Raw genomic sequence first — 20,928 nt, 5'->3', positions numbered from 1 at the left:
CCTAGAGCATCGGGCTCAGCGGAACGATGGCAGCGAAGCGATGCCAATCCTTCGCGGCCTTCGGCGTCCATGCCGCCTCCGCGATAGCCGGCAGGCGCGGGAAGACGAGACGGTTGAAATAGCCGCGCGACAGGAAATGCTCAGACCAGATACAGGCCTGAACACCCTTCAGCCGATCCTTGAGCTCTTCCGGGAATTCGCCTGCCGCCTCATAGGCGTAGGTATGGGCGGGCGGCACCGTTCCGGCCCAGCTGGCACCGGGTTCCTGGAAAGCTGTCGCCTGAACCATGTCGAGATAATAGGCTTGGCCCGGCGTCATCACGACGTCATAGCCTTCCCTGGCGAGCTCAATACCGACCTGCGGATTTTCCCAGGCCATCAGCAGGCTGTTCTTTGCCGCAACGCCGCCGCCATGGGCCACCTCGTTCCAGCCGGCGAGCTTGCGGCCACGCTTGTCGAGCATCGCCTTCACCTGCTTCAGGAAATAGGACTGCAGCCCGAACGTGCCTGAGATGCCTTCCTTCTCCATCAGCTTCTTGGCAAGCGGCGAGGCAAGCCACGAGCCGTTTGCCACTTCGTCACCGCCGATATGGATGTAGGAGGAGGGGAAAAGCTCGACCATCTCGTCGAAAACTTTCTCCAGGAATTCATAGGTCATCGGTATGGCGGGGTTCAGCGCATTGTTGGGATAGCCCTGAACGGAATGATAGCTGTCGGGCGCTTCTTGGCCGTCGGTGAGTTCGGGCAGTGCAACGAGCGTTGCCGCATTGTGACCGGGAATGTCGATCTCGGGAATGACCTCGACACTCAGCGAACCGGCATGGGCGACAATCTCGCGGATGTCGTCCTGCGAATAGAAGCCGCCGGTGGGCTCGGCACCATTGCCGAGTTGTGGAAGCAGCGGTTCGTCGGGCCCGCGCAGAACGCCAGCCGCCGTCAGCTGCGGGTAGGCCTTGATCTCCAGACGCCAGGCCTCGTCATCGGTCAGGTGCCAATGGAAGATGTTAAGCTTGAACCAGGCGAGAATATCGATCAGCCGCTTGACGTCGGCAACCGGATAGAACTGGCGCGAGACGTCGAGATGGCAGCCGCGCCAGCCATAACGTGGCTTGTCCGATATCGTCCCTGAAATTGGGAAACGGAATTTGTCTTTGGTGACGCGAGCGCCGTTCAGCAATTGGGCGAGCGAAGTCAGGCCATATTGGCGTCCGGCAGCACCGGAATAGCTGAGCGTCACGCTGCCGGATGTGAAATCCAGGCGATAGGCTTCTGCCTCAAGGGCGGCATCCGTCTTGAAGATCAGCGGGCGGCCCTGCGGCGAGGCGGCAAGATTGAAGACCGAGTGATCGCTCTCGAACAGGCGCCTCGTGAGCGAGATGACCGTCGAGATGGCTGTGAGTTCCTCGATGTTGGCACCCTGCGGAAAGAGCACGACCGGGAAGCCGTCGCCCGGTGTGGCAGTGATCTCGGCCGGCCATGGCTGAAGCGCAAAGGGGAGATCGAGGCGGCCTTCCGGCAGAAGCTCTGGCGGCGGCTCGCTGGTGCGGCCTTCCAGCAAGAGGTCCGACACGGCGACCGGCACATGCTTGCCCGAGGAGAGAGTCAGGTAGGCGGACTTGGCGCCGTCGGTGCAGTGCTGCGCCTTGCGGTGCAGGCCGGCGACGGTGAAACTCCAGCTTTCGCCGGGTGCGAGCGTGAGACCGGCGGGCGGACCGAACTCATGGAAATTGGCGTTGCGGCGCAGGAAGATGGCGTTGCCGCAGGCTGCTGCATCGATGACGCGGGTAAGTGAGGTATAGACGAGCTTGAAACCGGAAAGCGGCTCGCCGGACAGATTGAAGAGCGTGAAGGTGAATGCACCGTTCGGGCCGCCATCCGGGTTCCAGCTGTTTTCCAGGCGGTAGTAAACCGGTTTCATTTCTGTTCCTCTCGTTTTCTCTTATGATTTTTCAATAGTGCTCGGATTGGGAGAAGGTGCGGGCGAGCTCTGCCTGACCGGCCGTCAGGCCGCAATCGACAGGCAGGCAGACGCCGGTGATCGCCGCCGCCAGCGGTCCGGCGAGAAAGCCGACGGCATTGGCGACATCCTTCGGATCGACGACACGCTGCAGCGGATACCAGCGGCGGGCATCCTCGAAGACATTGGGATTGGCCGCGGCGCGGACTTCCCAGGCCTGGGTCTTGACCGTACCCGGAGCCACCGCATTCGAGCGGATACCAAACTTGCCGTACTCGACGGCCACCAGCCTCGTGAAATGCAGAAGCCCCGCCTTGGCGGCACTATAGGCCGGATGCCCGAAAACACTCATGCCGTTGACCGACGCGATGTTGACGACCGATCCTTTGCTCGCCTTCAGCTGGTCCTCGACGGCCCGGAAGGTCAGGAATGCTGCTTCAAGATTGAGCGCATTGTCCGCCCGCCAGATCTCCGGCGTCGTGTCATGCAGACTGACGGCGCGGGCGGCGCCTGCATTGTTGACCAGCGTGCGGACCGTTCCGATCTCTGCTGCCCGCCTGGCGAGCGCTGCAACGCTGCTCTCGCTGGTGACGTCGCATTCGACCGGGATGAAACGATCGGCGCTGCCGAGTTTCGCCGCGGTTGCTGCCGCAGCTTTCGGATCGATATCGGCCAGCAGAACAATGTCGTGATCCTCGGCCAGTCTCGCGGCGATCGCCGCGCCGATGTCGCCTGCTGCTCCCGTCACGATGGCCGCCGATTGCGTCATTGCTGCTGTCCTCTCATGTCAATCAGTCTCCAAGCAGCTGCCGGTCGTCGGTGCCGTCACGGTGGGCGACGAGTTGCTGCTTGATGCGGCGGAGCGTCGTCGTTGCCTTCGGCTGGATGGCATAGGCGACGAGGCTCGCAAGAATATCGACCGTCGCGATATAGGCGATGCGGGTCGATGTCGGCCGGTAGATATTGGTGCCTTCGGGCAGGTCGATCGGAACGACGATCTCGGCGGCCTTGGCAACCGGGCTGCCGGTCTGCGTCAGCGCGATGGTCTTCACCTTGGCCTCGCGTGCCAGAGCAAAGGAGCGAACCAGCTCGGCATTGCGGCCGGAGAAGGAGGAGCCGATGATCACGTCGCCGGATTTGGCCGCTGCCGCCATCATCAGCTGCATGCTGTGGTCGGAGCTGGCGGTAATCCGCAGCCCGAGACGGAAGAGACGGTTCTGCAGCTCGTCGGCGATCATCGAGGAATTGCCGCCGGAGCCGAAGGCGTAGATCATTTCCGCCTTGGAGATCAGCGCGACAGCCGCCTCGATCGCCGTCAGATCCAGCGAGCGGTGCAGCAGGAACAGCGCGTTCTGGGCCTTGGTGATGATGTCCTGGGCAACGTCGGCCGGATCGCTGCTCTTCGATTCCGGCTTGAGATAGCGCACACCGATATGGGCGGTGCGGGCGAGCTGCACCTTGAAGTCGGAGAAGCTTTCGCAGCCAAGCCGCCGGCAGAAGCGGGTGACGGTCGGCGGGGAAACCTGGGCGCGCTCGGCGAGCTCGATGATCGAGGCGTTTACCGCAAACTCGAAATCATTGACGATGATCTCGGCGATGCGGCCCTCGGAGGCTGAGAGCCGGCTCTTGTCTTCCTGCAATGTGGAAAAGATATCCAAGCCGGTCCCCCCGTAATCGCCGCTCTCAGTCTTTCTTCTTATAGGCGACGCAATCAATCTCGACCTTGCAATCGACCATCATGGACGATTGGACGCAGGCGCGGGCCGGCGGGTGCTCGCCGAAATATTCCTGATAGATCTTGTTGAAGGTCCAGAAATCGCGCGGGTCGTCGAGCCAGACGCCGACGCGAACGATGTCCTCGACGCCGTAATCGGCTTCCTTGAGAATGGCGAGCACATTGGCGATCGTCTTGTGGGTCTGGGCAATGATATTGCCGTCGATGATCTCGCCATTTTCCATCGCCACCTGGCCGGAAACATAGAGCCAGCCGTCGGCTTCCACAGCGCGTGCGAACGGCAGCGCCTTACCACCGGCGCCGGTTTGAACAGTGCCATAGCGTTTGATGGACATGCCCGGTTCCTTGCAAATTATTTTCTTGATAAGTTGACAAGTGACCATAGAAAGCAGAATTTGACCAGCGAAAAACGCCATTTATGAAAACTATTTAAATCGAGGGCGGCCATGCGTGATCCTTTCCAGAATCCTTTCCCGTCCTCGGATACCGCCAGGCACAGCATCTGGGAGATGCTTGTTCCCCGCGATATCGACGCTTTTCTGGCCGCCGACTGGTCCGCGGTCGAGCATGATTTCGTCGAGGAAGGCTTCATCGGCATCGATGGCCGCAAGGAAGTCAGCCCGGACAAATGGCGCCTCGCTTTTCCGACGCTGAAAGCCTATCGCGACGAGTGGCTGAAGCAGGCGAAAGACTTCGCCACGCAAAGCTTTGCCGAGGATACCCGCACCGCAATCTTCACCACCACGACGCTCGAACACATCGAGATCGAGGGCGACATGGCGCTTGTTCGCAAGAAGTTCGACGGCGGCCTGACGAAGAGCGACGGCAGCCGCGACATCATGCAGTGGCAGACACTCTATTATTGCAGGCTCCACGAAGGACGGTGGAAGATCTGCGGTTTCACCGGCTACCTGCCGAACCCGATGGGTTGACGCGGGGCCGACATTAAAAGGCCTAATCACTTGCGCATTTTCACGGCAGCACTGGCGACCGAGACCAATACCTTTTCACCGATCTGCGTGGACCGCCGCGCTTTCGAGGCCTCGCTTTATGCGCCGCCCGGCCAGCATCCCGAAACGCCGACCCTCTGCACCGCCCCGATCACGGTCGGCCGCCGTGTCGCCGCCGAAAAAGGCTGGGAGCTGATCGAGGGGACCGCGACCTGGGCGGACCCGGCCGGTCTCGTCAATCGTAACACCTATGAGGAACTGCGCGACGAAATCCTCGGCCAGCTGAAGGCTGCGCTGCCCGTCGATGCCATCGTCATGGGCTTGCACGGTGCGATGGTCGCTGCCGGCTACGAAGATACCGAAGGCGATCTGCTTTCCCGCATGCGTGAAATGGTCGGGCCTGACGTGCTGATCTGTGCCGAGCTCGATCCGCACAGCCACCTCACGAAGAAGCGTATCGAAGCGCTTAACTTCGCCGTCTATTTCAAGGAATTCCCGCATACCGATTTCGTCGATCGCGCCGAAGACCTGTGGCGGATCGCCGTCGATGCGCTCGAGGGACGGGTGAAGCCTGTCAATTCGGTGTTCGATTGCCGGATGATCGATGTCTTCCCGACCTCGCGCGATCCGATGCGCTCCTTCGTCGACAAGATCATGAAGATCGAAAGGGACGACCCGGATGTCCTGTCGATCTCGGTCGTGCATGGTTTCATGGTCGGCGACGTGCCCGAGATGGGCACCAAGCTTCTTGTCGTCACCAACAACAAGCCGGAAAAGGGCGCCGCCTTGGCGCGCGAACTCGGCATGGAGCTGTTCTCCAAGCGCGGCACCTTCATGGTGCCGCAGATCGACGAGAAGGAAGCGGTGTCCCGCGCACTTGCCGCAACGGCCTGGCCTGTCGTGATCGCCGATGTCTGGGACAATCCGGGCGGCGGTACGGCCGGCGACGCGACGGTCATTCTCGAAGAGCTGATCGCCCGCGGCGTCAAGAGTGCTGCCATCGGCACGATCTGGGATCCGGTCGCCGTGCAGATCTGTTTTGCGGCGGGCGAGGGGGCCGAGATCCCGCTCCGCTTCGGCGCCAAATCGGCACCCGGCACCGGCAATCCTGTCGACGGCACCGTTAAGATCGTCAAGCTGGTGAAGAATGCCGAGATGCAGTTCGGCGAGAGCCTGGCGCCCTTCGGCGATTCCGCGCATATCGTGCTCGATGGCATCGATATCATTCTGAATTCGACGCGCGCCCAGAGCTTCGATCCAAGCCTGTTCTCGGTGATGGGCATTGATCCCGCGAAGCAGAAGATTCTGGTGATCAAGTCCACCAACCACTTCTTCGCGTCCTTCTCCAAGATCGCGGCCGAGATCCTTTACTGCTCCGCGGGAACGCCCTATCCCAATAATCCGGCGACGACGGCCTATCGCCGGGCGCCGAAGAACATCTGGCCGATCGTGGCCGATCCTCATGGAACCGAACGCGGAGCCGCCTGAGATGCATGACAACCAGTTTGCCGTCGTCGCCAAGGCTGGTGACAGGATCGCGGATCTCTCGACCCCCCGCCCTGTTATCGACGAAGACAAGCTGGCCGCCAACATCCACCGGGTGCAGTCCTATATGGATCAGCATGGGCTGAACTTCCGCCCGCATATCAAGACCCACAAGATTCCGGCGCTCGCCGTCGCCCAGGTGGCGGCCGGCGCCAAGGGCATCAATTGCCAGAAAGTCACCGAGGCCGAGGTTTTCGCCGAAGCTGGCTTCGAGGATATCCTGATCACCTTCAATATCCTCGGGCCGCAGAAGCTTGAGCGGCTAAGCGCTCTCAATGAGCGGATCTCCGGACTGAAGGTGGTTGCCGATAGCGAGGTGACGATCGACGGATTGGCGGCGCATTTCTCCGGCCACCGGCCGCTGACCGTGCTGGTCGAATGTGATACGGGCGCGGGCCGCTGTGGGGTCCAGACGCCGGAGGAGGCTGCATCGCTTGCCAAGCGGATCGCTGCGGCCGACGGGCTGACCTTCGGCGGCATTCTCACCTATCCCAAGCCGCAATCGGCCGATGCCGTCGAGGCTTTCATCCAGTCGACCCTTTCGCTCCTCTCGGCGCAGGGCATCGCCTGCCCGATCGTCAGCAATGGCGGCACGCCGAGCCTGTTCGACGCACATCTCGTCAAGTCGGCGACGGAGCATCGCGCCGGAACCTATATCTATAACGACCGGCAGATGGTCCGCATGGGCCATTGCACGGAAGACGATTGCGCCATGCATATCGTCGCGACCGTGGTCTCACGTCCGAATGCCGATCGTGCGGTCATCGATGCCGGCTCGAAGGCGTTAACCTCCGATCTCCAGGGCTTTAGCGACTTCGGCGTTGTCGTCGGCTATCCGGAAGCCAGGATTGCAAGCCTCTCGGAAGAGCATGGCGTCATCGACCTCTCGGCTTGCACAGGGCCGCGGCCGCAGATCGGCGAGAAGATCTTCATCATCCCCAATCACACTTGCGTGGTTTCGAACCTTTTCGACACGATGGTCTTCCACCGTAGCGGCGTCGTTACCCGCGTCGAGGAAGTCGCTGCGCGCGGCCTCGTCTGGTAACTGATCGGTCAATTGCTGCTTGCGCACGCTGCCGCATTCGCTAGATGAGGTTCATCGAGCGAAGGAGAGTGGCGTGGAAGAGCAAGTGCAGATTGGAAATCGCGGTGATTTCGGCCAGTGGGCAATCGAGGTCGCCAAACTAATCGTCAGCGACCAGGGTTTCGAGCTCGCAAAGGCTGCTCGTGAAGGCAACGAGGACGATGTCCGTGCCGCCGGCGCCGCACTCGGGCAGGCGATCACCGACGCCTTGATGGAAGTCTATGACGGCCTGATCGAAGAATAGCCGGGATCGGACCGCTGCCGCGGTCCGATTGCGATCCTTAGACTGTCGCCGGAGACAGCAGGTTCATATCGATTTCGGTGAGTTCCACCCGGCGTTCGAAGGCGATACCGCCTTCGTCGAAGAGGTGGCAGTCCACGGCGTTGATGCCGACGGTTACGGGAACATCGGCGCGGATGCCGACGCTGCCGGGCAGCATGGCGCAGAAGTTTTCCGTTTCGCTGCCGAGCGCGGCATAGGCAACTGTATTGGCGCCCAGCCGCTCGATGACGCTCGGCGTCACCGTCAGCGAGATGTCGCCATTTGCAAGCTGCACATGCTCCGGCCGGATGCCAAGCGTCAGCGTCTTCCCGGCCATCCCGTCGCGCGGGGCGACCGGCAATGTCGCCGTCTGGCCGCGATAATCGACCGTCACGCCCGCATCGCTGACGGATTTGCAGGTGACCTGCAGGAAATTCATTTTCGGATTGCCGATAAAGCCGGCCACAAACTGGTTTGCCGGCTTGTGATAAAGCTCCAACGGCGCGCCCGTCTGCGAGATATTGCCGGAATCGAGCACGACGATGCGGTCGGCCATGGTCATGGCCTCCACCTGGTCGTGGGTAACATAGATCATCGTGGCCTTCAGCTGCCGGTGCAGCTTGGCAAGCTCGATGCGCATGTCGGCGCGCAATGCCGCGTCGAGGTTGGACAGTGGTTCGTCGAAGAGGAAGATTTTCGGTTCGCGAACGATCGCGCGGCCGATGGCGACGCGCTGGCGTTGTCCGCCCGAGAGCATGCCGGGCTTCTGCTGCAGGCGGGTTTCGAGGTGGAGGATGCGGGCAGCGTTTTCGACGCGCGCCTTGAGCTTTTCCTCTTCCATCTTCTCGACACGCAGCGGAAAGGCGATGTTTTCAAACACCGTCATATGCGGATAGAGCGCGTAGGACTGGAAGACCATGGCGATGCCGCGCTTGACGGGCGGCAGCTCGTTGACGCGCACACCGTCGATGACGATGTCGCCCTTGGTCGTGGCATCGAGACCGGCAATCATCCGCAATAGCGTGGACTTGCCGCAGCCTGACGGTCCGACGAAGACAACGAACTCGCCGTTCTTCACGTCGAGCTCGACGCCTTTCAGAACTTCGTAGTCGCCATAGAATTTTTGAACTTTATTGAGCTGAAGCTGTCCCAAAAATCTGTCTCCGGTCCCGGCCTGAACGCGCATGAGGTTGGTCGGTGAGGATCGCGGCCGAGTGACCGCGATCCCCTGATACGGCTTACTTGAAGGCTTCGATTTCGCCGGCAGCCTTCTTCAGAGCGGCTTCCGGTTCGGCCTTGCCCGTCACGACGGACTGAACCATCTCGATGATCGAGTTCTGGAAGCCCTTGTAGTCGGTGAAGAGCGGCTCGGGACCACCGAAGGCGATACCGTCGATGAACGGCTTCCACGACGGATCGGCCTTGACGAATTCGTCAACCTTCGCCGACGGACGCAGCGGGGTGAGGCCTGCGCCGCCCTGCAGCTCGTATTCGCCCTGCGGGCCCGGCGAGGTGATGTACTTGGCGAATTCGGCCGCCTTTTCCTCGACGCCCGTGCCCTTGAAGACGGCCAGGCTGTCGGTGATCAGCAGCGTGCCTTCACCCTTGGCCGAAGGGCCGAGCGGCAGCGGAGCGACGCCCCAGTTGATCTTGGTGTCCTTGAGGCGGGCAGCAGCGCCCGAACCTGCCTGGATCATGCCGACCTTGCCATCGAGGAAGATGGCGCGGATTTCGTTCTGTTCGTAGGCGGTTGCGCCTTCGACGGAGTAGGGCGTGATGTCCTTGTAGGCCTGCAGGGCTGCGAGAACTTCGGGGCTGTCGATGACGATCTTGTCGCCGTCGATGACCTTGCCGTTGTTGGTGTAAACCCAATGCATGAACTGGTGCATCGTGTTGTCGAAGGTCTTGGCAGGCAGACCGTAGCCGGCAATGCCGGTCTTTTCCTTGATGGCCTTGGCGTCGGCGATTTCCTCAGCCCAGGTCTTCGGCGGGGTTTCCGGGTCGAGACCGGCCTGCTTGAAGAGGTCCTTGTTCCAGTAGAGAGCCTTGGTCGAGAAAGCGACCGGCACGCCCCACTGGTTGCCGTCGAAGGTGACGGTGTCAACGATGTTCGGGTAGTAGCTCTTCTTTTCCTCGTCGGTCATCGGAACTGGAACGATCAGGTCGTTCTGCGCGAATTCCTTCAGCGTGCGCGAGCCGACATAAGCCATGCCGACCGGCGTGCCGGCCGCAGCCAGCGTCGTTGCCTTGTCCTGGCACTGTTCCCAGCCGACGACTTCAGGCTTGACGGTCCAGCCCGGGTTCTTGCCTTCCCATTCCTTGATGTATTTTTCATGGATGGGGTCGATCTTGTCGCCGCAATAGATCCAGCTGATTTCCTGGTCAGCTGCATGGGCGGTCATGGTACCAAGCGCGGTGGAGCCGAGCAGGGCAAGGGCCATGAGGCCGGTCTTGAATTGAATCGTCACTTTTTAGCTCCCATTTTTCTCTGGTGGTTTAGTTTTGTCTTACTGTTTCACCGCGCCCGCGGTCAGACCGCTGACGAGATACCGTTGAAGGAAGAAAATCACGATCATCGCCGGCGCGATGCCGACGAAACTTGCCGCCATCAACTCGTTCCAGACGACTTCCTGGCGGCCGAAATAGGCAAACAGGCCGACCGGCAGAGGGGCGTATTCCGTCTTGGAGTTGAAGGTCAGGGCGTAGATGAATTGCTGGGCGTAGGAGCCGATGAAGGTGGTGATGGCAACGACGGTGATGCCCGGCATGGCGATCGGCAGGATGACCCGGCGCAGCGTATAGAAGTGGCTGGCGCCATCGACGAAGGCCGCTTCATCGAGCTCTCGCGGGATGCGCATCATATAGGTGCGTAGCAGCCAGATCGCCGATGGGATCAGGAAGGCGATGCCGGGAACCATGATGGCGAAATAGGTGTTCAGCAGCCCGAACGAGCGCATCAGCCGGAAGAGCGGGATGAGAAGAACGGCGCCCGAAAACATGTTGACCGCCAGGAACGCGCCGAGCAGCAGCCCGGCGCCGCGGAATTCGAAGCGCGCGAAGGCATAGGAGGCCGGGACGACGAGGATCAGCACCACCGTCGTGACGATCGTCGAGATGAAGAAGGAGTTGAAGATGTAGCGCGCAAAGCCCGGTACGCTCACCCACATGGTCCGATAGGCTTCGAACGAGCCGTTTTCGGGAATGAACCGATAGGGGGACGAAAACAGCTGGCTGAGCGGCTTCAGCGAGACGAGGAAACCCTCGACGAAGGGAGCGAGAACGAAGGTGAGGAACACCAGGATACCGGCATAGATGCCGACGATCTCGTACCATTTGTAGCGGTTGATCAGCAGATGCGGCGTTCTCATCGCTTGTCTCCGGAAGAAAGACGGCTGGTGATGCGGAAGTAGCAGACGCAGAAGATCGACAGGAAGATGCAGATCAGCACGGCGCGGGCAGCGCCCTCGCCATATTTGTTGGAGCCGATCGCCGTCTTGTAGGTGTCGATGATCATCGTCGTGGTCTCGCCGCTCGGGCCACCGCGCGTCAGGATCCAGATGATGTCGAAGGAATTGAAGGTCGAGATCAGCGACAGCATCGACATGGTGATCATCGACGGCACGATCAGCGGCAGGGTGATGCGGCGGAAGCGATAGAAACGTCCGGCGCCGTCGGTCCAGGCCGCTTCGTAAAGATCCTGCGGGATCGCCTGCATGGCCGCCAGCATGTAGAGCGTCACCATCGGCACGCCGATCCAGACGTCGGTGATGATGGTCGCCCAGAAGGCCGTCGATCCCTCGGCAAGGAAGGCGACGGGACCCGACGCCAGGCCGAAGCGCTGCAGCATGCCGGAGATCATGCCGAACTGGCCGTTATACATCCAGCCCCACATGAAGATGCCGATCGCCATCGGAACGATCCAAGGCGGCATGGTCAGCACGCGAAACAGCGCCCGGCCGGGCACGGCGGAATTCAGCATCGTGGCGCCGAAGACGCCGATGATCATCTTGATCGACACGGAGAAGAACGTCCAGATGAAGGTCCGGATGATGACCTCGGCAAAGGTCGAGTTGAAAATTTTGCCGTAATTGACCCAGCCCACCCAGTTGGTGGTCTTCTTCAGCGACGCGTCGGTGAATGACAGGATGAACGTGTCAAGCAGCGGATAGGCGACAATGACTGTCACATAAAGGACGGCCGGAAAGAGAAGGAGCCAGGCGAAGATGATTGTGCTGCGTTGAACACCCATCTCCAGCCCTCCTCAAGCCGCTCTTGCGTGAAGGGCTTCGTCGAAGCGGTCCCAGACGGGACGCAAGTCGACGATCGTCTTTTTCATTCGCGCCTCATCCATGGCAAGCGCCAGAATGCCGGCTTCCAATGCATTCAATGTCGAGACAGGCAACTCGAGGCCAGTGCGGACGCTCTCAAGGATATCGGCGGCCATCTGTTCGTCAGCGCCGTAATGCTGCGAGAGTTCGGTTTCTGCATATTTGGTCTCGAAGACCTTCTTGCCGGTCAGCTGCTCGTGGACATCGAGATAGCCGCGCACGAAATCGCCTTCCGCCATACCGCGCGATCCCATGATCGCGAAACGGCGGAACTGGTCGGGAACGTTCAGGTTGGTGTGGAAATTCATGCCGACGCCATTGGCATATTCGACGATCGCCACCTGGTAATCGATGATATCGCCGTCGCTGTCGAACACCTTGTCGGATCCCATCCAGCCGCTCGGCTTGCGATGGAAGAGTTCGAGGTCGTTGATGCCCTCGCGGGCCGGATCGTTGGCGGGCGTGAAGCTCTTGCGGCCGCCGAAGCTGGCAACGCGCTCCGGCCGGGCGCCGACGACACCATTATAGAGGTCGAGATCGTGGCAGCATTTTTCCAGCATGAAGCTGCCGGAATAGCGTTCGTAACGGCGCCAGTCGCGCATGAAGAAGGCGCCGTGATAGGGCTCGATATGCTCGGAGGCCTCGATGGAAACGATGTGACCGAGCTTGCCTTCCGCCTGAACAGCGCGCAGGTCCTTGTAGAGCGGCGAGTATCGCAGAACGAGACCGACCATCAGCCGCTCATGACCAAACTTGGCCATCAGGTGAGCGAGCTCGATGCTCTCGGCGATCGTCGTGACGATCGGCTTTTCGCAGAAAACCTTGAGGCCGGATTCAAGGCCGAGGCGGATGTGATCGAGATGCATGTGATTGGGAGAGCCGATCATCAAGAGATCGAGCTTTTCGGAAGTAAGCAGTTCCTGCGGCGTGCCATAGGCCTTGCCGACGGAGATGCCCTTTTCCTGCAACCCCGGAAGGCCCGCGGGCTCCGGATCGACATAGCCGACGATTTCGAAGCTGCTGTCGATTGCCGTGAAGACATGGCCGAGGTAGCCGAGCCGGAATCCCAGCCCTATGATTCCCACTTTCATCCCGATGACGTTCCCAATTTAGTAATTTATTTTCTTCAAGTTGGGACAAAAATCAGAGGCCGTCAACCGAAAACGGGCCTGAAAGCGCATTGATGAAATTTATTTTCATCATATACGATCTAGGCGCAGTTTTGGCGGTTTAAACGCGAGCACAATTTGCAGCCGGTGGGGCGGCCGCTGCGCGATAAGTGAAACTGGTTTCTATTTCCGGCACCAGTTACGCCCGAAAACAGTTTTCAGGAAAATGCCCGTTCAATTCAGACTACGCCCGGGGTCGGCGTTCGGCAAGCCATGCCGCTGCGGCGCCAACTGCCGCGTTGCGATGCAATATTGCAGCGTTTTGGGCAGTTAAGCGGGCGGGCGCATGGCATTACCGGGACGACCCTACGCAGGCACCTGGCGGCACTGGTCGAGGCCGGGTTGATCTCGCGCAAGGACAGTGCGAACGGCAAGCGATACCCATGCAAGGACAGGCAAGGAGGGATCGAAAATTTCGCCGACGCCTGTGCCTCGCTGTGGATCGACGGCGAGTTGGTGCATCTCGAAGACATCGTTCTCTACGACGCCTTTAGATTGGGCGCCGATATGGAGTGAACCCCTCGGGCTGAACCAGCGAGGCGCTTCAAACTAAGCGCCGGATTTGCCGTTTCTCAACAAAGGTCATACGATCGACCCCATAGGAGATCGAGATGCTGCTGCAGAAACTTCATAGAATTATGAGGAGCTGATGAAGATCGGCTACGAGGCTCGTGAAGCTGGCCGCAAGATAGGTCTTAAACCGAGCTGCTCAGAGCCTGTCGATCGCCCTCCCGCCAAAGCAAAAGAGCCTGAAGTTGTCGTCCGTAAAGTGATGACGCGATAATCCATGCCGATATGCACTATTCTGGCTGGCCCAAACGGCTCTGGTAAGACGTCGGCCTTCGGGAAGCTGAACCTCGAAGGCGAGTACATCAACGCTGACGAAATCGCGAAAACGCTGGCGCCGGGCGAGAAGCGTGTGGATCGGTAGGCTGGTGAGGCCGCGCTAAAGCTTATCGCCGACAAGATTGCTCGGCGAGAATCCTTCATCTTCGAAACGACATTGAGCAGCAAGCAGTCGATCCGGCTGATGCGCGAGGCCAAGGCGGCCGGGTTTAGCATCGACCTGTATTACGTCGCCCTGGATAACGTCGAACGAAACATCGAGCGCGTGCAGTTTAGGGTGGCGCTAGGCGGCCATGATATTCCAGAAGATGCGATCCGGCGTCGTTATAAGGGGTCGTTCGATCATCTGCCGCAAGCTCTGGCGCTGGCCGATGAAGCTGTGATCGTCGATAACTCCGAGATCAAGCCAAGGATCGTCTCCAGCTCCGGGGAGGCTACGTCGTCGGCCTCGGCATTGTCGAAGGAAATCCACTCCACAGATTGCTACTTCAGAAGGTTGGGCAGTCCGAAATCTTGCGCGGCAGGTAAAGAAGACGGTGGCCTCTGGCAAATCGCCTTTTTGTTGCGTAACTGTCTCGACGCAAACGAGTTTTCACTGCCATTCGGCTGGCCCATGGAATTCATCAGGCGGCGGGGTGGAACTTTGTAACGTCACCGGGTGCTGTCGGCGGCGCTGAAATCAAGCCCTCTTTCTTTCTATTCATGCCTTCCGATAAGGCAGCTTATCGGCACTCAGGTTGCCAAATCGCCGGTATGTGTGATTCGTACTGAAGGCGGATTAGGTTCAAGACAGGGGCGCAAATCTCGATGCTCAGGGGCCTTCGCGGGCGGGGGCGCATGGCGACATTCAAGGCGAACATTCTACGGTCTTCGGGCTGCATCGGCGTGCCAACGAGGCAGACGCTTTGGGCGAGGAAAGCCCTTCTCGCTGCGGAACATCGGAAGCCAGAGAGCAGGCGGCCTCGGAAGGTCACCTATTTCGAGATCATGGAAGATCTCGCGACCGGAAATCCCGGGAGCTTATTCGATCGGAAGATTCAGTCTCTGCTCTCGCTGGAATATGTGGAGTCACTGGGTGGTAAGCTTCAAATTGTTGCCGACGTCGCCGGCAAGAAGGTGGACTTGTCGAGTATGGTGGAGCGGTCACGCCACCGATAGCGCCCCGTTTGTCAGGAAAGCAGGCGCGCCGCCTTCCCGCTGCAGCGTTTCGCATTGTTGTAATAGCTGAAAGCTTGCTGGTGCGAACGATGCCGGGATTGCTCCATCGCTTCTGCCTGATCTGTCCGGCGAAATGGGGGGCATCCCACCCGTCCTCGTTCGACCGCACGCAACGGCGTCTGGCCGTTATGAGATCGCCTATGGCCGGCGCCGCTTGCGAGCGGCTGTAAAGCTGTCGGTGAAGGTGCGAACTGTCGTCCTGAACCTCAGCACGAAGAACTCGTCATCGCCCAGGGTAAGGAAAATCTCGACCGGCAGGATCTCTCCCTCATAGAGAAGGCACTGTTTAGGCGAGGGCATTGCTTGGAATCCAGGACCGGGCGCTGCCGTCCTCGACGCCTTGCTGACCTTTTATCCCGAGTGCGAGATCGCCCCGGACAGGCCGATGATCGTGATCCCGTCGCACGATGCTGCGATCACTCTCCGGCCGACCGTCCGGTCGCGAGCTCCAGCTTGCGCAGGCAGTCGTCATTGCCGGCAAAACGGAAGATGCCATAGACGGCAAGACCGAGATCCTCGCTGCCCGATATCGTCAGGCTGGCGGATTCCGCGTTGCCGAAACGCAGCGACAGATCGTTCCACTGGTCGAAGATCTGCCTGTCTTCGTTGATGATCGCGGCCTCGAACTGACTGTTGTCGCGCAGCTCGCCGTCTTCGGCATGATCGACGGTCTCGTCGGGTTTTCCAAGCTGGCGGCTCATCAGCTGGTAGGCCTTGGCGAACAGGGCGCGCGTCTTGCGGCCATCTTCGTCGCCGGCGATATAAGGCGAGACCGCCGAAATGTTGCAGATTCCCGTGCCCTTCACATAGGCGAGAATATACTCGTTGAAGAGACTGCTGGCTTCCGGGGCCCCCTTGCAGACATATTGTCCGGTCGCATCCGCGCTGCTGCTGCCGCCATCGATCGCCTCGCAGCCAAGCGCCGAGGGACGCATGTCCTGCGCAATGCCGAAGGGCAGCATCGGCGGGGACGTGTCCTGCGGCGCGGCCGATGGGGTGACGATTGCCGCCGCAAGCGCAATCGGAAGCATGCCGAAATCGAAAGCCATCATGTCCTCGTCAGCGATTCCGTTTCAGTCAATCGCATGACAAGCGCGCGATTGCCACCGTCAGCCAAACGCAGCTGTGGACAAGCACGTTCCTTCACGAACTTGCAACGGCATGTAACCCGGGGTGGTTCGCCTTGCGGGGACCAGATTGAAGGTGAACCCTTACTGCTCGATCCGACCTAAATCCGGCGATAAATCTACACACCAAAAAAGCAACACGTACGCCTTTTCCAAGAGGTGGAACGTGGATTTTAGCGTGGTGTGGGTCAAAAGGCTTTGGCCAGATCGATCTTCTCGATCGACCGAAAAAGGCTCGCCGTGCAAATCGATCCGGCGAGCCTTCTGCAATTACCGATCGTCAAGCGACGGCACAGAAGTCCGACAATAACAGCCGGACCTCGATAGCACCTACGAAAGCAGGCGTGAGAAAGTTTCGCGAGGTCAATTGCCCATCGAAGGGGTTGATCGTCGTGCCCGGCATTGATCAGCAACTCGTCCAATGCACAGATAGCAAGCAATTTGAAAAAAATGACGGCGACTATCGATCTAACGCGAATACGCAGTAAACTATCTCATGGCTTCGCTAATATTGGGTCCAATCTCCTCTTGCTGACCCGTTGCGCGCGTCCTCGGGCTGCATCTCGACCGGGGCAGGATCGGGGGCGTGCACTGTCTTCAATGCGAATTGCTGGCTGAGCGCAGTTTACGACGTCTCCGGAGACATACTCGCAACTCATAACGAGGATCCAAGCGCATTCGGTTTCGATAGGCATCAAAAAGTCAAATGAGACGGAAACTTCATTCCTTGCCGATGCCTGTCCTCCCTCTTCTATTGGTTCCAGAAGCTCCGGCTTTGTCGATGTTTTCAGGAATTATCCAAAGCCAATCTCACTTTGAGCTTCATCCCCTCGGGGGAAGGGGCCATATGTCTCGTTGTGCCAATGAAGCTCGGTAAAATTGTAGGCACTGTTGATACCGCAATTTAGCGCGCCAAAGCTATGTTGGTAAAAACTCGGGAGGCGAGCCATGCTGTCAGAGGTCGAGGTCACATATTTCCGTAGCCGTATTGACGACGTCCTTGGAGAAAGACGGATGTCTGAATGGCAGCGTGACTTCCTCCAGGACATGCGGCGGAAGATCGAACGCTACGGCACAAAGACGCGCTTCAGCGAGAAGCAGCTGGCGACTTTGAAGCGATTGACAATGATCAAAGGTGACGCCGACTTGCGTTTGGTCACAAGCAATTTCGCACCTCGTAAGCCGCATCGGAACATACTCTGGGGCCTCAGCTACCGCGAGCAGAGGCTACTCTTCATCGCCGCAATATTAGTCGTCATCATGCTAGCGGCGTTAGGCCGTCAGATTGTCGATAACTTTAGCGCCCAAGTGCTCACAGGCATCACCTCATCATCGCTATCGCGGAGCTTTTCCGTCACCGACGGCGACACCATCAAGATGGATGACGGCACTCGGGTCAGACTTGTCGGGTTCAATACACCTGAAAAATTCGAACCGAGATGTGAGAATGAGCGTGAGCTTGGCATCAGAGCAAGCAAACGCCTGGTTGAGATTGTCTCTTCAGGAAAGCCGGCCGTCACGAAAGTTGCCTGCTCATGCAAGCGGGGGACCGAAGGAGATGGATGTGGAACCTGCTCGCTACCCACGTCCGGAAAAAGATCGTCATGCCGCAATCGGGCTTCATCGACGAAGGCCGAGAGGCTATGCGTCGGGTGGAAGAGCGGTATCATGATCTGATGCGAGCGAATGATCAGAGGGGAAGCAAGGATGGGTGATCTCGATCGACCCCAACAAACGACCTCCGGTCACCACGAGCATTATTGCTGCCATGCTGGCTGTACGAAATGGGGAGGCTACGGCTTCTCGTCGGCGGCGGCGATCGAAACCCGCTGGTGGTGCTGGGAACATTATCCGCACAAGGAACCGATGCGCCTGAAGCCGCGTTGATGCGCTGCTGGCACTCCCTCCAACAGTGGCGGTGTTCATACGCCAGATATGCAGCAATGCCCTGACGCTCCTACCCCTTCTGAATGACTTGCCTGGCCACTTCTCGCCCTATCTAGCTAGCCTAGCGGCGAGCGTAGGATTACAGCCTAAGTTGCAAAAGGGCTCGCCTGTGTAGTGAGTGGCGAGCCCTCTTTATGCAATCTTGAGCCAATGCCTCACGACGGCAGCAAACCAATCCCAGGCAATGGATGCGATCGATGCCGCGGATACCCCGGCGATCACGAGCAGGCTGCTCACGCCCCAACCTAGCGCCTTGATCCGCTTCCACTCCTCGATGGTCGGAGCAACCTCCGCCTGGTTCTTTTTCATGCGCTCATCCAAGGCTGCAATCTGATCCCGCAGCTGCGCCTCGACTTGTCCGCTGATGGCAACAGTGGTTTCAAGCTTTCCGACCGTCTGGGCATGCTCGTCAAGGCGCCGGTGGATCACCGATCGGCTTTCGTGCGCCGTGTCCTTCTCTTCCGAAAAGTCTTCTCGGAGCCTCGAAACGCCTTCTTCAAGGCGGCCGAGCACCCGCATGATGTCGTCATTTGATGCCATTCTATGCCGCCGCCTTTCGCATGCCTATGCTATTTGTCCCGCGCCGCGTCCACCGAGTCCACGCAGGCTTTCCGGCTGGTCTCGCCAGCATTCCTGGCCGCGCGATCCGCCGACCAGTTATTGAAGACCTCTTCCTGCGTCAGATCGCGATCCGGCCTTGGCGACAACGGTGGCGCCGGGCGTCTGCAGATCGGCGGCAAGGTCACGCTCACCACCTTCGTCACCACGATAGGTTCGGGCTTAGTTTGGGAGCAGCCGGCCACGGTCAGCAGACAGGCCAACGGCGCCAGCATTCGGGAGTGCCGCATTGCGCTTCCTCAATTCTTCGAGTTCTCGGGATGCCGCATTGATGCGGCTGTTGGCATCGGCCTCGATCTGCAGAGCCGCCTTCGCTTGGTCAGCCACCTTCTGATTGGCGGCAGCATTTGCTTCCTCGATCTTCGCCGTCCATTTGGCGTCAGCGGCGGCGGTAGCGCTCTCTGCCGCCTCAGACACCATGGATCGGATCTCGCGCACGATGAGCCATCCTGACCCGATCACGAGCAGCACAAGGACGAGGATGCCGATTGCGGTTCCCACCGCTCGGGAAATGCCGAACATCAGGAAGGCAGCCCGGTTAGGCAGAGCGCGCGCTCCGCGATCCGCCGCTTAGTGAGGCCGGGCAGACGAATGCCGGCAGTCTTGTCCCACTTCAGGAACTCGTCACAGGCGCCGCGAATATCGCCGCCGTTGAGCTTCCGCGCCAGGGTAGACTTGCAGAATGCGCCAGTGCCGATGTTGTAGGTGATCGAGAGCGAGGAGACATATGCGCCGGCAGGCAACTGATCTGGTTGCTTCAAGCAAGCGCGCATGCCGGTCTCGAATTCCTTCAGCCGGTCGCCCAGCATCTCCTTGCACTGCGCGACGGTGTAGCTGTCGCCCATCTTCACGCCGCGTGTCTCCCCGAAGCAGACAGTCGCGATGCCGATCGGATCGCGATAGGCGATGGTACGCAGCCCCTCAAATGTACTGACACATGCAATCGCGGCAGCAGCTATCGCGCTACCCTTCTTCAGGCGGCTTGCCATTCATATCTCCTGAGACTTTTTGTTGGACGTAGATGCGGGCAATGATCGCCGCGACGGTTAGCAGGCCGGTAAAGGCCGACATGCCGAACTGGATCCAGATATTTCGGGAGACCCAGGTTGCGGCGACAAAGTTGTAGATCGGCTCAAGGATGATGAAGCAGAGCGCCAGGACCATAAGCCGGACGCTCCACGCGTGCTTCAGCACCGCGCGCCAATTGGGCACGAGCATGGAAGTCTCCTATGTTGGGAAAGGCTCGCGCAAGCTTCGTGGTCTTTAGCTCGCTTGCGAAAATCAAATGACGCGAGCATTATCTCGCGGTCGATCATGAGGATCTTCGGTTATGACGTATGACTGGACTGGCGTCCGTACTCGGCGCATCCGACGCATCAAGGTTGCCGTAGCTGCTGTCGCCGCTCTAGCGGCCTTGACGGTCCCGGTATTAACGCTCGCTTCCTGAGCAAAGCTTCACGTCACAGCCGCCAAGGATGGCGTCCATGCCGTCAACCTGGCTCTGGCTTAGCGTGCCGCCGAACACAGAGGTTCGCACGCTCGCAAAGAATTGCGCTCGGTTCATGGTAGGCTCCATATTGTCGAGAAAGCTAGAAAGAATAGTCGGATGAGCGGGCCGTCGTACATCGAGGTTCGCAGTGTTGCAGTTCCGCACTCGACTCCTGTTCGGAGCAATGCTTCACGTTCTTATCGTCTGCACGCCGAACCTGGAGTCGATTCTTGCCAAGTTTTAGAACTATACTTTTCTGCGCGGCGGCCATCGTCGCGATGTCCCTCGGTATTTGCCACTTCATTCACGAGATACAGCCACTCGGCATCGATAACAAAGTAGCCGGGTTTGATCACATTGCCGGACGCACGCTTGCGGAAATACCCGATGAGGAATTTTCCAGGGCGCATGGTGAAGACGTATTAGACTACATCTCCCGCGTGACCATGACCGTCCATGAAGCAACCTATCACTGTCGACCGACCGACCACGATCTGTCTGCTCTTGGGACGGCGGTAACGACCGTCGGGAAGGTAGTCGGTCTCGATCCTCATCTTGACCTAGGACTTATGGATTTCCGTAAACTTCGGTGTGGGTATTGCAGCGAGCGGTCACTTGCCGCCACGCATGTGCTCAACGAAAATGGCGTCAAC

24 protein-coding genes and 1 pseudogene are annotated in these 20,928 nt (G+C 59.4%); 11 read left to right on the top strand and 14 right to left on the bottom strand.

Features of this window, described 5'->3' with window-relative positions; translation table 11 throughout:
* Window position 1: 1 nt before the first annotated feature.
* Genes AC1DNK_RS12895 through AC1DNK_RS12880 form a run of 4 tightly spaced genes read right to left on the bottom strand, consistent with a single transcriptional unit; the run spans window position 2 to window position 4,027 of the window.
* Entirely contained in the window at window positions 2-1,918 is a 1,917-nt protein-coding gene (locus tag AC1DNK_RS12895) for a beta-N-acetylhexosaminidase (RefSeq protein ID WP_477941449.1), read from the bottom strand.
* A gap of 31 nt (window positions 1,919-1,949) precedes the next feature.
* Window positions 1,950-2,726 (bottom strand): SDR family oxidoreductase, encoded by a 777-nt coding sequence (locus AC1DNK_RS12890; protein WP_477941448.1) that lies wholly within the window; start codon window positions 2,724-2,726, stop codon window positions 1,950-1,952.
* A 22-nt stretch (window positions 2,727-2,748) separates the two neighbouring features.
* A complete protein-coding gene (locus AC1DNK_RS12885; protein ID WP_477941447.1) occupies window positions 2,749-3,615 on the bottom strand; it encodes a MurR/RpiR family transcriptional regulator in 867 nt (288 codons plus the stop codon).
* A gap of 25 nt (window positions 3,616-3,640) precedes the next feature.
* Complete coding sequence (locus tag AC1DNK_RS12880; protein ID WP_112388797.1) at window positions 3,641-4,027, bottom strand: RidA family protein; 387 nt, start codon at window positions 4,025-4,027, stop codon at window positions 3,641-3,643.
* Between the two features lie 111 nt (window positions 4,028-4,138).
* Between AC1DNK_RS12880 and AC1DNK_RS12875 the strand changes: the two genes are divergently transcribed.
* The 4 genes from AC1DNK_RS12875 (at window position 4,139) to AC1DNK_RS12860 (ending at window position 7,515) form a co-directional block, all read left to right on the top strand.
* Entirely contained in the window at window positions 4,139-4,624 is a 486-nt protein-coding gene (locus AC1DNK_RS12875; protein ID WP_112514418.1) for a hypothetical protein, read from the top strand.
* 30 nt (window positions 4,625-4,654) lie between these two features.
* Window positions 4,655-6,130 carry a M81 family metallopeptidase gene (locus AC1DNK_RS12870; RefSeq protein ID WP_477941446.1) on the top strand — a complete coding sequence of 492 codons (1,476 nt, stop codon included), beginning with the start codon at window positions 4,655-4,657 and terminating at the stop codon, window positions 6,128-6,130.
* 1 nt (window position 6,131) lies between these two features.
* Window positions 6,132-7,232, top strand: coding sequence for a D-TA family PLP-dependent enzyme (locus tag AC1DNK_RS12865; protein WP_477941445.1), 1,101 nt, complete (start codon window positions 6,132-6,134; stop codon window positions 7,230-7,232).
* Window positions 7,233-7,305: 73 nt separating this feature from the next.
* Window positions 7,306-7,515, top strand: a complete 210-nt coding sequence (locus AC1DNK_RS12860) for a hypothetical protein (RefSeq protein ID WP_477941443.1) — start codon at window positions 7,306-7,308, stop codon at window positions 7,513-7,515.
* Between the two features lie 37 nt (window positions 7,516-7,552).
* Here the strand turns inward: AC1DNK_RS12860 and AC1DNK_RS12855 are convergent, their stop codons facing one another.
* From AC1DNK_RS12855 to AC1DNK_RS12835, 5 genes are all read right to left on the bottom strand, one after another.
* Window positions 7,553-8,686: a sn-glycerol-3-phosphate ABC transporter ATP-binding protein UgpC gene (locus tag AC1DNK_RS12855; protein WP_112538258.1), complete on the bottom strand. Its 1,134-nt coding sequence runs from the start codon at window positions 8,684-8,686 to the stop codon at window positions 7,553-7,555.
* Between the two features lie 85 nt (window positions 8,687-8,771).
* Window positions 8,772-9,974 carry an ABC transporter substrate-binding protein gene (locus AC1DNK_RS12850; protein WP_477831183.1) on the bottom strand — a complete coding sequence of 401 codons (1,203 nt, stop codon included), beginning with the start codon at window positions 9,972-9,974 and terminating at the stop codon, window positions 8,772-8,774.
* Window positions 9,975-10,040: 66 nt separating this feature from the next.
* Window positions 10,041-10,901 (bottom strand): carbohydrate ABC transporter permease, encoded by an 861-nt coding sequence (locus tag AC1DNK_RS12845; protein ID WP_112597407.1) that lies wholly within the window; start codon window positions 10,899-10,901, stop codon window positions 10,041-10,043.
* The gene (locus AC1DNK_RS12840; protein WP_442208402.1) at window positions 10,898-11,782 is read right to left on the bottom strand and encodes a carbohydrate ABC transporter permease; all 885 of its coding nucleotides are present in this window, start codon (window positions 11,780-11,782) and stop codon (window positions 10,898-10,900) included. Before AC1DNK_RS12840 ends, AC1DNK_RS12845 begins: the two co-directional genes overlap by 4 nt.
* Before the next feature lie 12 nt (window positions 11,783-11,794).
* Window positions 11,795-12,952, bottom strand: a complete 1,158-nt coding sequence (locus AC1DNK_RS12835) for a Gfo/Idh/MocA family protein (RefSeq protein WP_477941441.1) — start codon at window positions 12,950-12,952, stop codon at window positions 11,795-11,797.
* Window positions 12,953-13,297: 345 nt separating this feature from the next.
* Between AC1DNK_RS12835 and AC1DNK_RS12830 the strand changes: the two are divergent.
* The 4 genes and pseudogenes from AC1DNK_RS12830 to AC1DNK_RS12815 form a co-directional block, all read left to right on the top strand.
* Window positions 13,298-13,441: pseudogene (locus AC1DNK_RS12830) on the top strand (helix-turn-helix domain-containing protein); the annotation flags it as partial.
* A gap of 238 nt (window positions 13,442-13,679) precedes the next feature.
* On the top strand, window positions 13,680-13,814 hold the full coding sequence (locus tag AC1DNK_RS12825) for a hypothetical protein (RefSeq protein ID WP_477941439.1): 135 nt from the start codon (window positions 13,680-13,682) through the stop codon (window positions 13,812-13,814).
* 219 nt (window positions 13,815-14,033) lie between these two features.
* Window positions 14,034-14,525, top strand: a complete 492-nt coding sequence (locus AC1DNK_RS12820; RefSeq protein ID WP_477941438.1) for a hypothetical protein — start codon at window positions 14,034-14,036, stop codon at window positions 14,523-14,525.
* A 642-nt stretch (window positions 14,526-15,167) separates the two neighbouring features.
* Complete coding sequence (locus AC1DNK_RS12815) at window positions 15,168-15,368, top strand: ParB N-terminal domain-containing protein (RefSeq protein WP_477941437.1); 201 nt, start codon at window positions 15,168-15,170, stop codon at window positions 15,366-15,368.
* Between the two features lie 142 nt (window positions 15,369-15,510).
* On the opposite strand, the gene AC1DNK_RS12810 is transcribed toward AC1DNK_RS12815, so the two are convergent.
* Window positions 15,511-16,146 (bottom strand): hypothetical protein, encoded by a 636-nt coding sequence (locus AC1DNK_RS12810; protein WP_477941436.1) that lies wholly within the window; start codon window positions 16,144-16,146, stop codon window positions 15,511-15,513.
* Between the two features lie 1,023 nt (window positions 16,147-17,169).
* On the opposite strand from AC1DNK_RS12810, the gene AC1DNK_RS12805 reads away from it, so the two are divergent.
* Window positions 17,170-17,898, top strand: coding sequence for a thermonuclease family protein (locus AC1DNK_RS12805; RefSeq protein ID WP_477941435.1), 729 nt, complete (start codon window positions 17,170-17,172; stop codon window positions 17,896-17,898).
* A 30-nt stretch (window positions 17,899-17,928) separates the two neighbouring features.
* Entirely contained in the window at window positions 17,929-18,108 is a 180-nt protein-coding gene (locus AC1DNK_RS12800) for a hypothetical protein (RefSeq protein ID WP_477941434.1), read from the top strand.
* 192 nt (window positions 18,109-18,300) lie between these two features.
* Here the strand turns inward: AC1DNK_RS12800 and AC1DNK_RS12795 are convergent, their stop codons facing one another.
* From AC1DNK_RS12795 to AC1DNK_RS12780, 4 genes are all read right to left on the bottom strand, one after another.
* Window positions 18,301-18,687, bottom strand: coding sequence for a DUF1515 domain-containing protein (locus AC1DNK_RS12795; RefSeq protein ID WP_477941433.1), 387 nt, complete (start codon window positions 18,685-18,687; stop codon window positions 18,301-18,303).
* 261 nt (window positions 18,688-18,948) lie between these two features.
* Window positions 18,949-19,308, bottom strand: coding sequence for a hypothetical protein (locus AC1DNK_RS12790; protein ID WP_477941432.1), 360 nt, complete (start codon window positions 19,306-19,308; stop codon window positions 18,949-18,951).
* On the bottom strand, window positions 19,308-19,775 hold the full coding sequence (locus AC1DNK_RS12785) for a lysozyme (RefSeq protein WP_477941431.1): 468 nt from the start codon (window positions 19,773-19,775) through the stop codon (window positions 19,308-19,310). Before AC1DNK_RS12785 ends, AC1DNK_RS12790 begins: the two co-directional genes overlap by 1 nt.
* Window positions 19,750-20,004, bottom strand: a complete 255-nt coding sequence (locus AC1DNK_RS12780) for a DUF7940 domain-containing protein (protein ID WP_112388073.1) — start codon at window positions 20,002-20,004, stop codon at window positions 19,750-19,752. The genes AC1DNK_RS12785 and AC1DNK_RS12780 overlap by 26 nt, the downstream gene beginning before the upstream one ends.
* 501 nt (window positions 20,005-20,505) lie before the next feature.
* On the opposite strand from AC1DNK_RS12780, the gene AC1DNK_RS12775 reads away from it, so the two are divergent.
* Window positions 20,506-20,928, top strand: a 423-nt coding sequence (locus tag AC1DNK_RS12775; protein WP_477941430.1) for a hypothetical protein, incomplete at its 3' end; no start/stop codon positions are given.

The sequence above is a fragment of the Rhizobium sp. 01N424 genome, from assembly GCF_056399485.1.
This window is presented reverse-complemented; position numbering and strand designations above follow the sequence as displayed.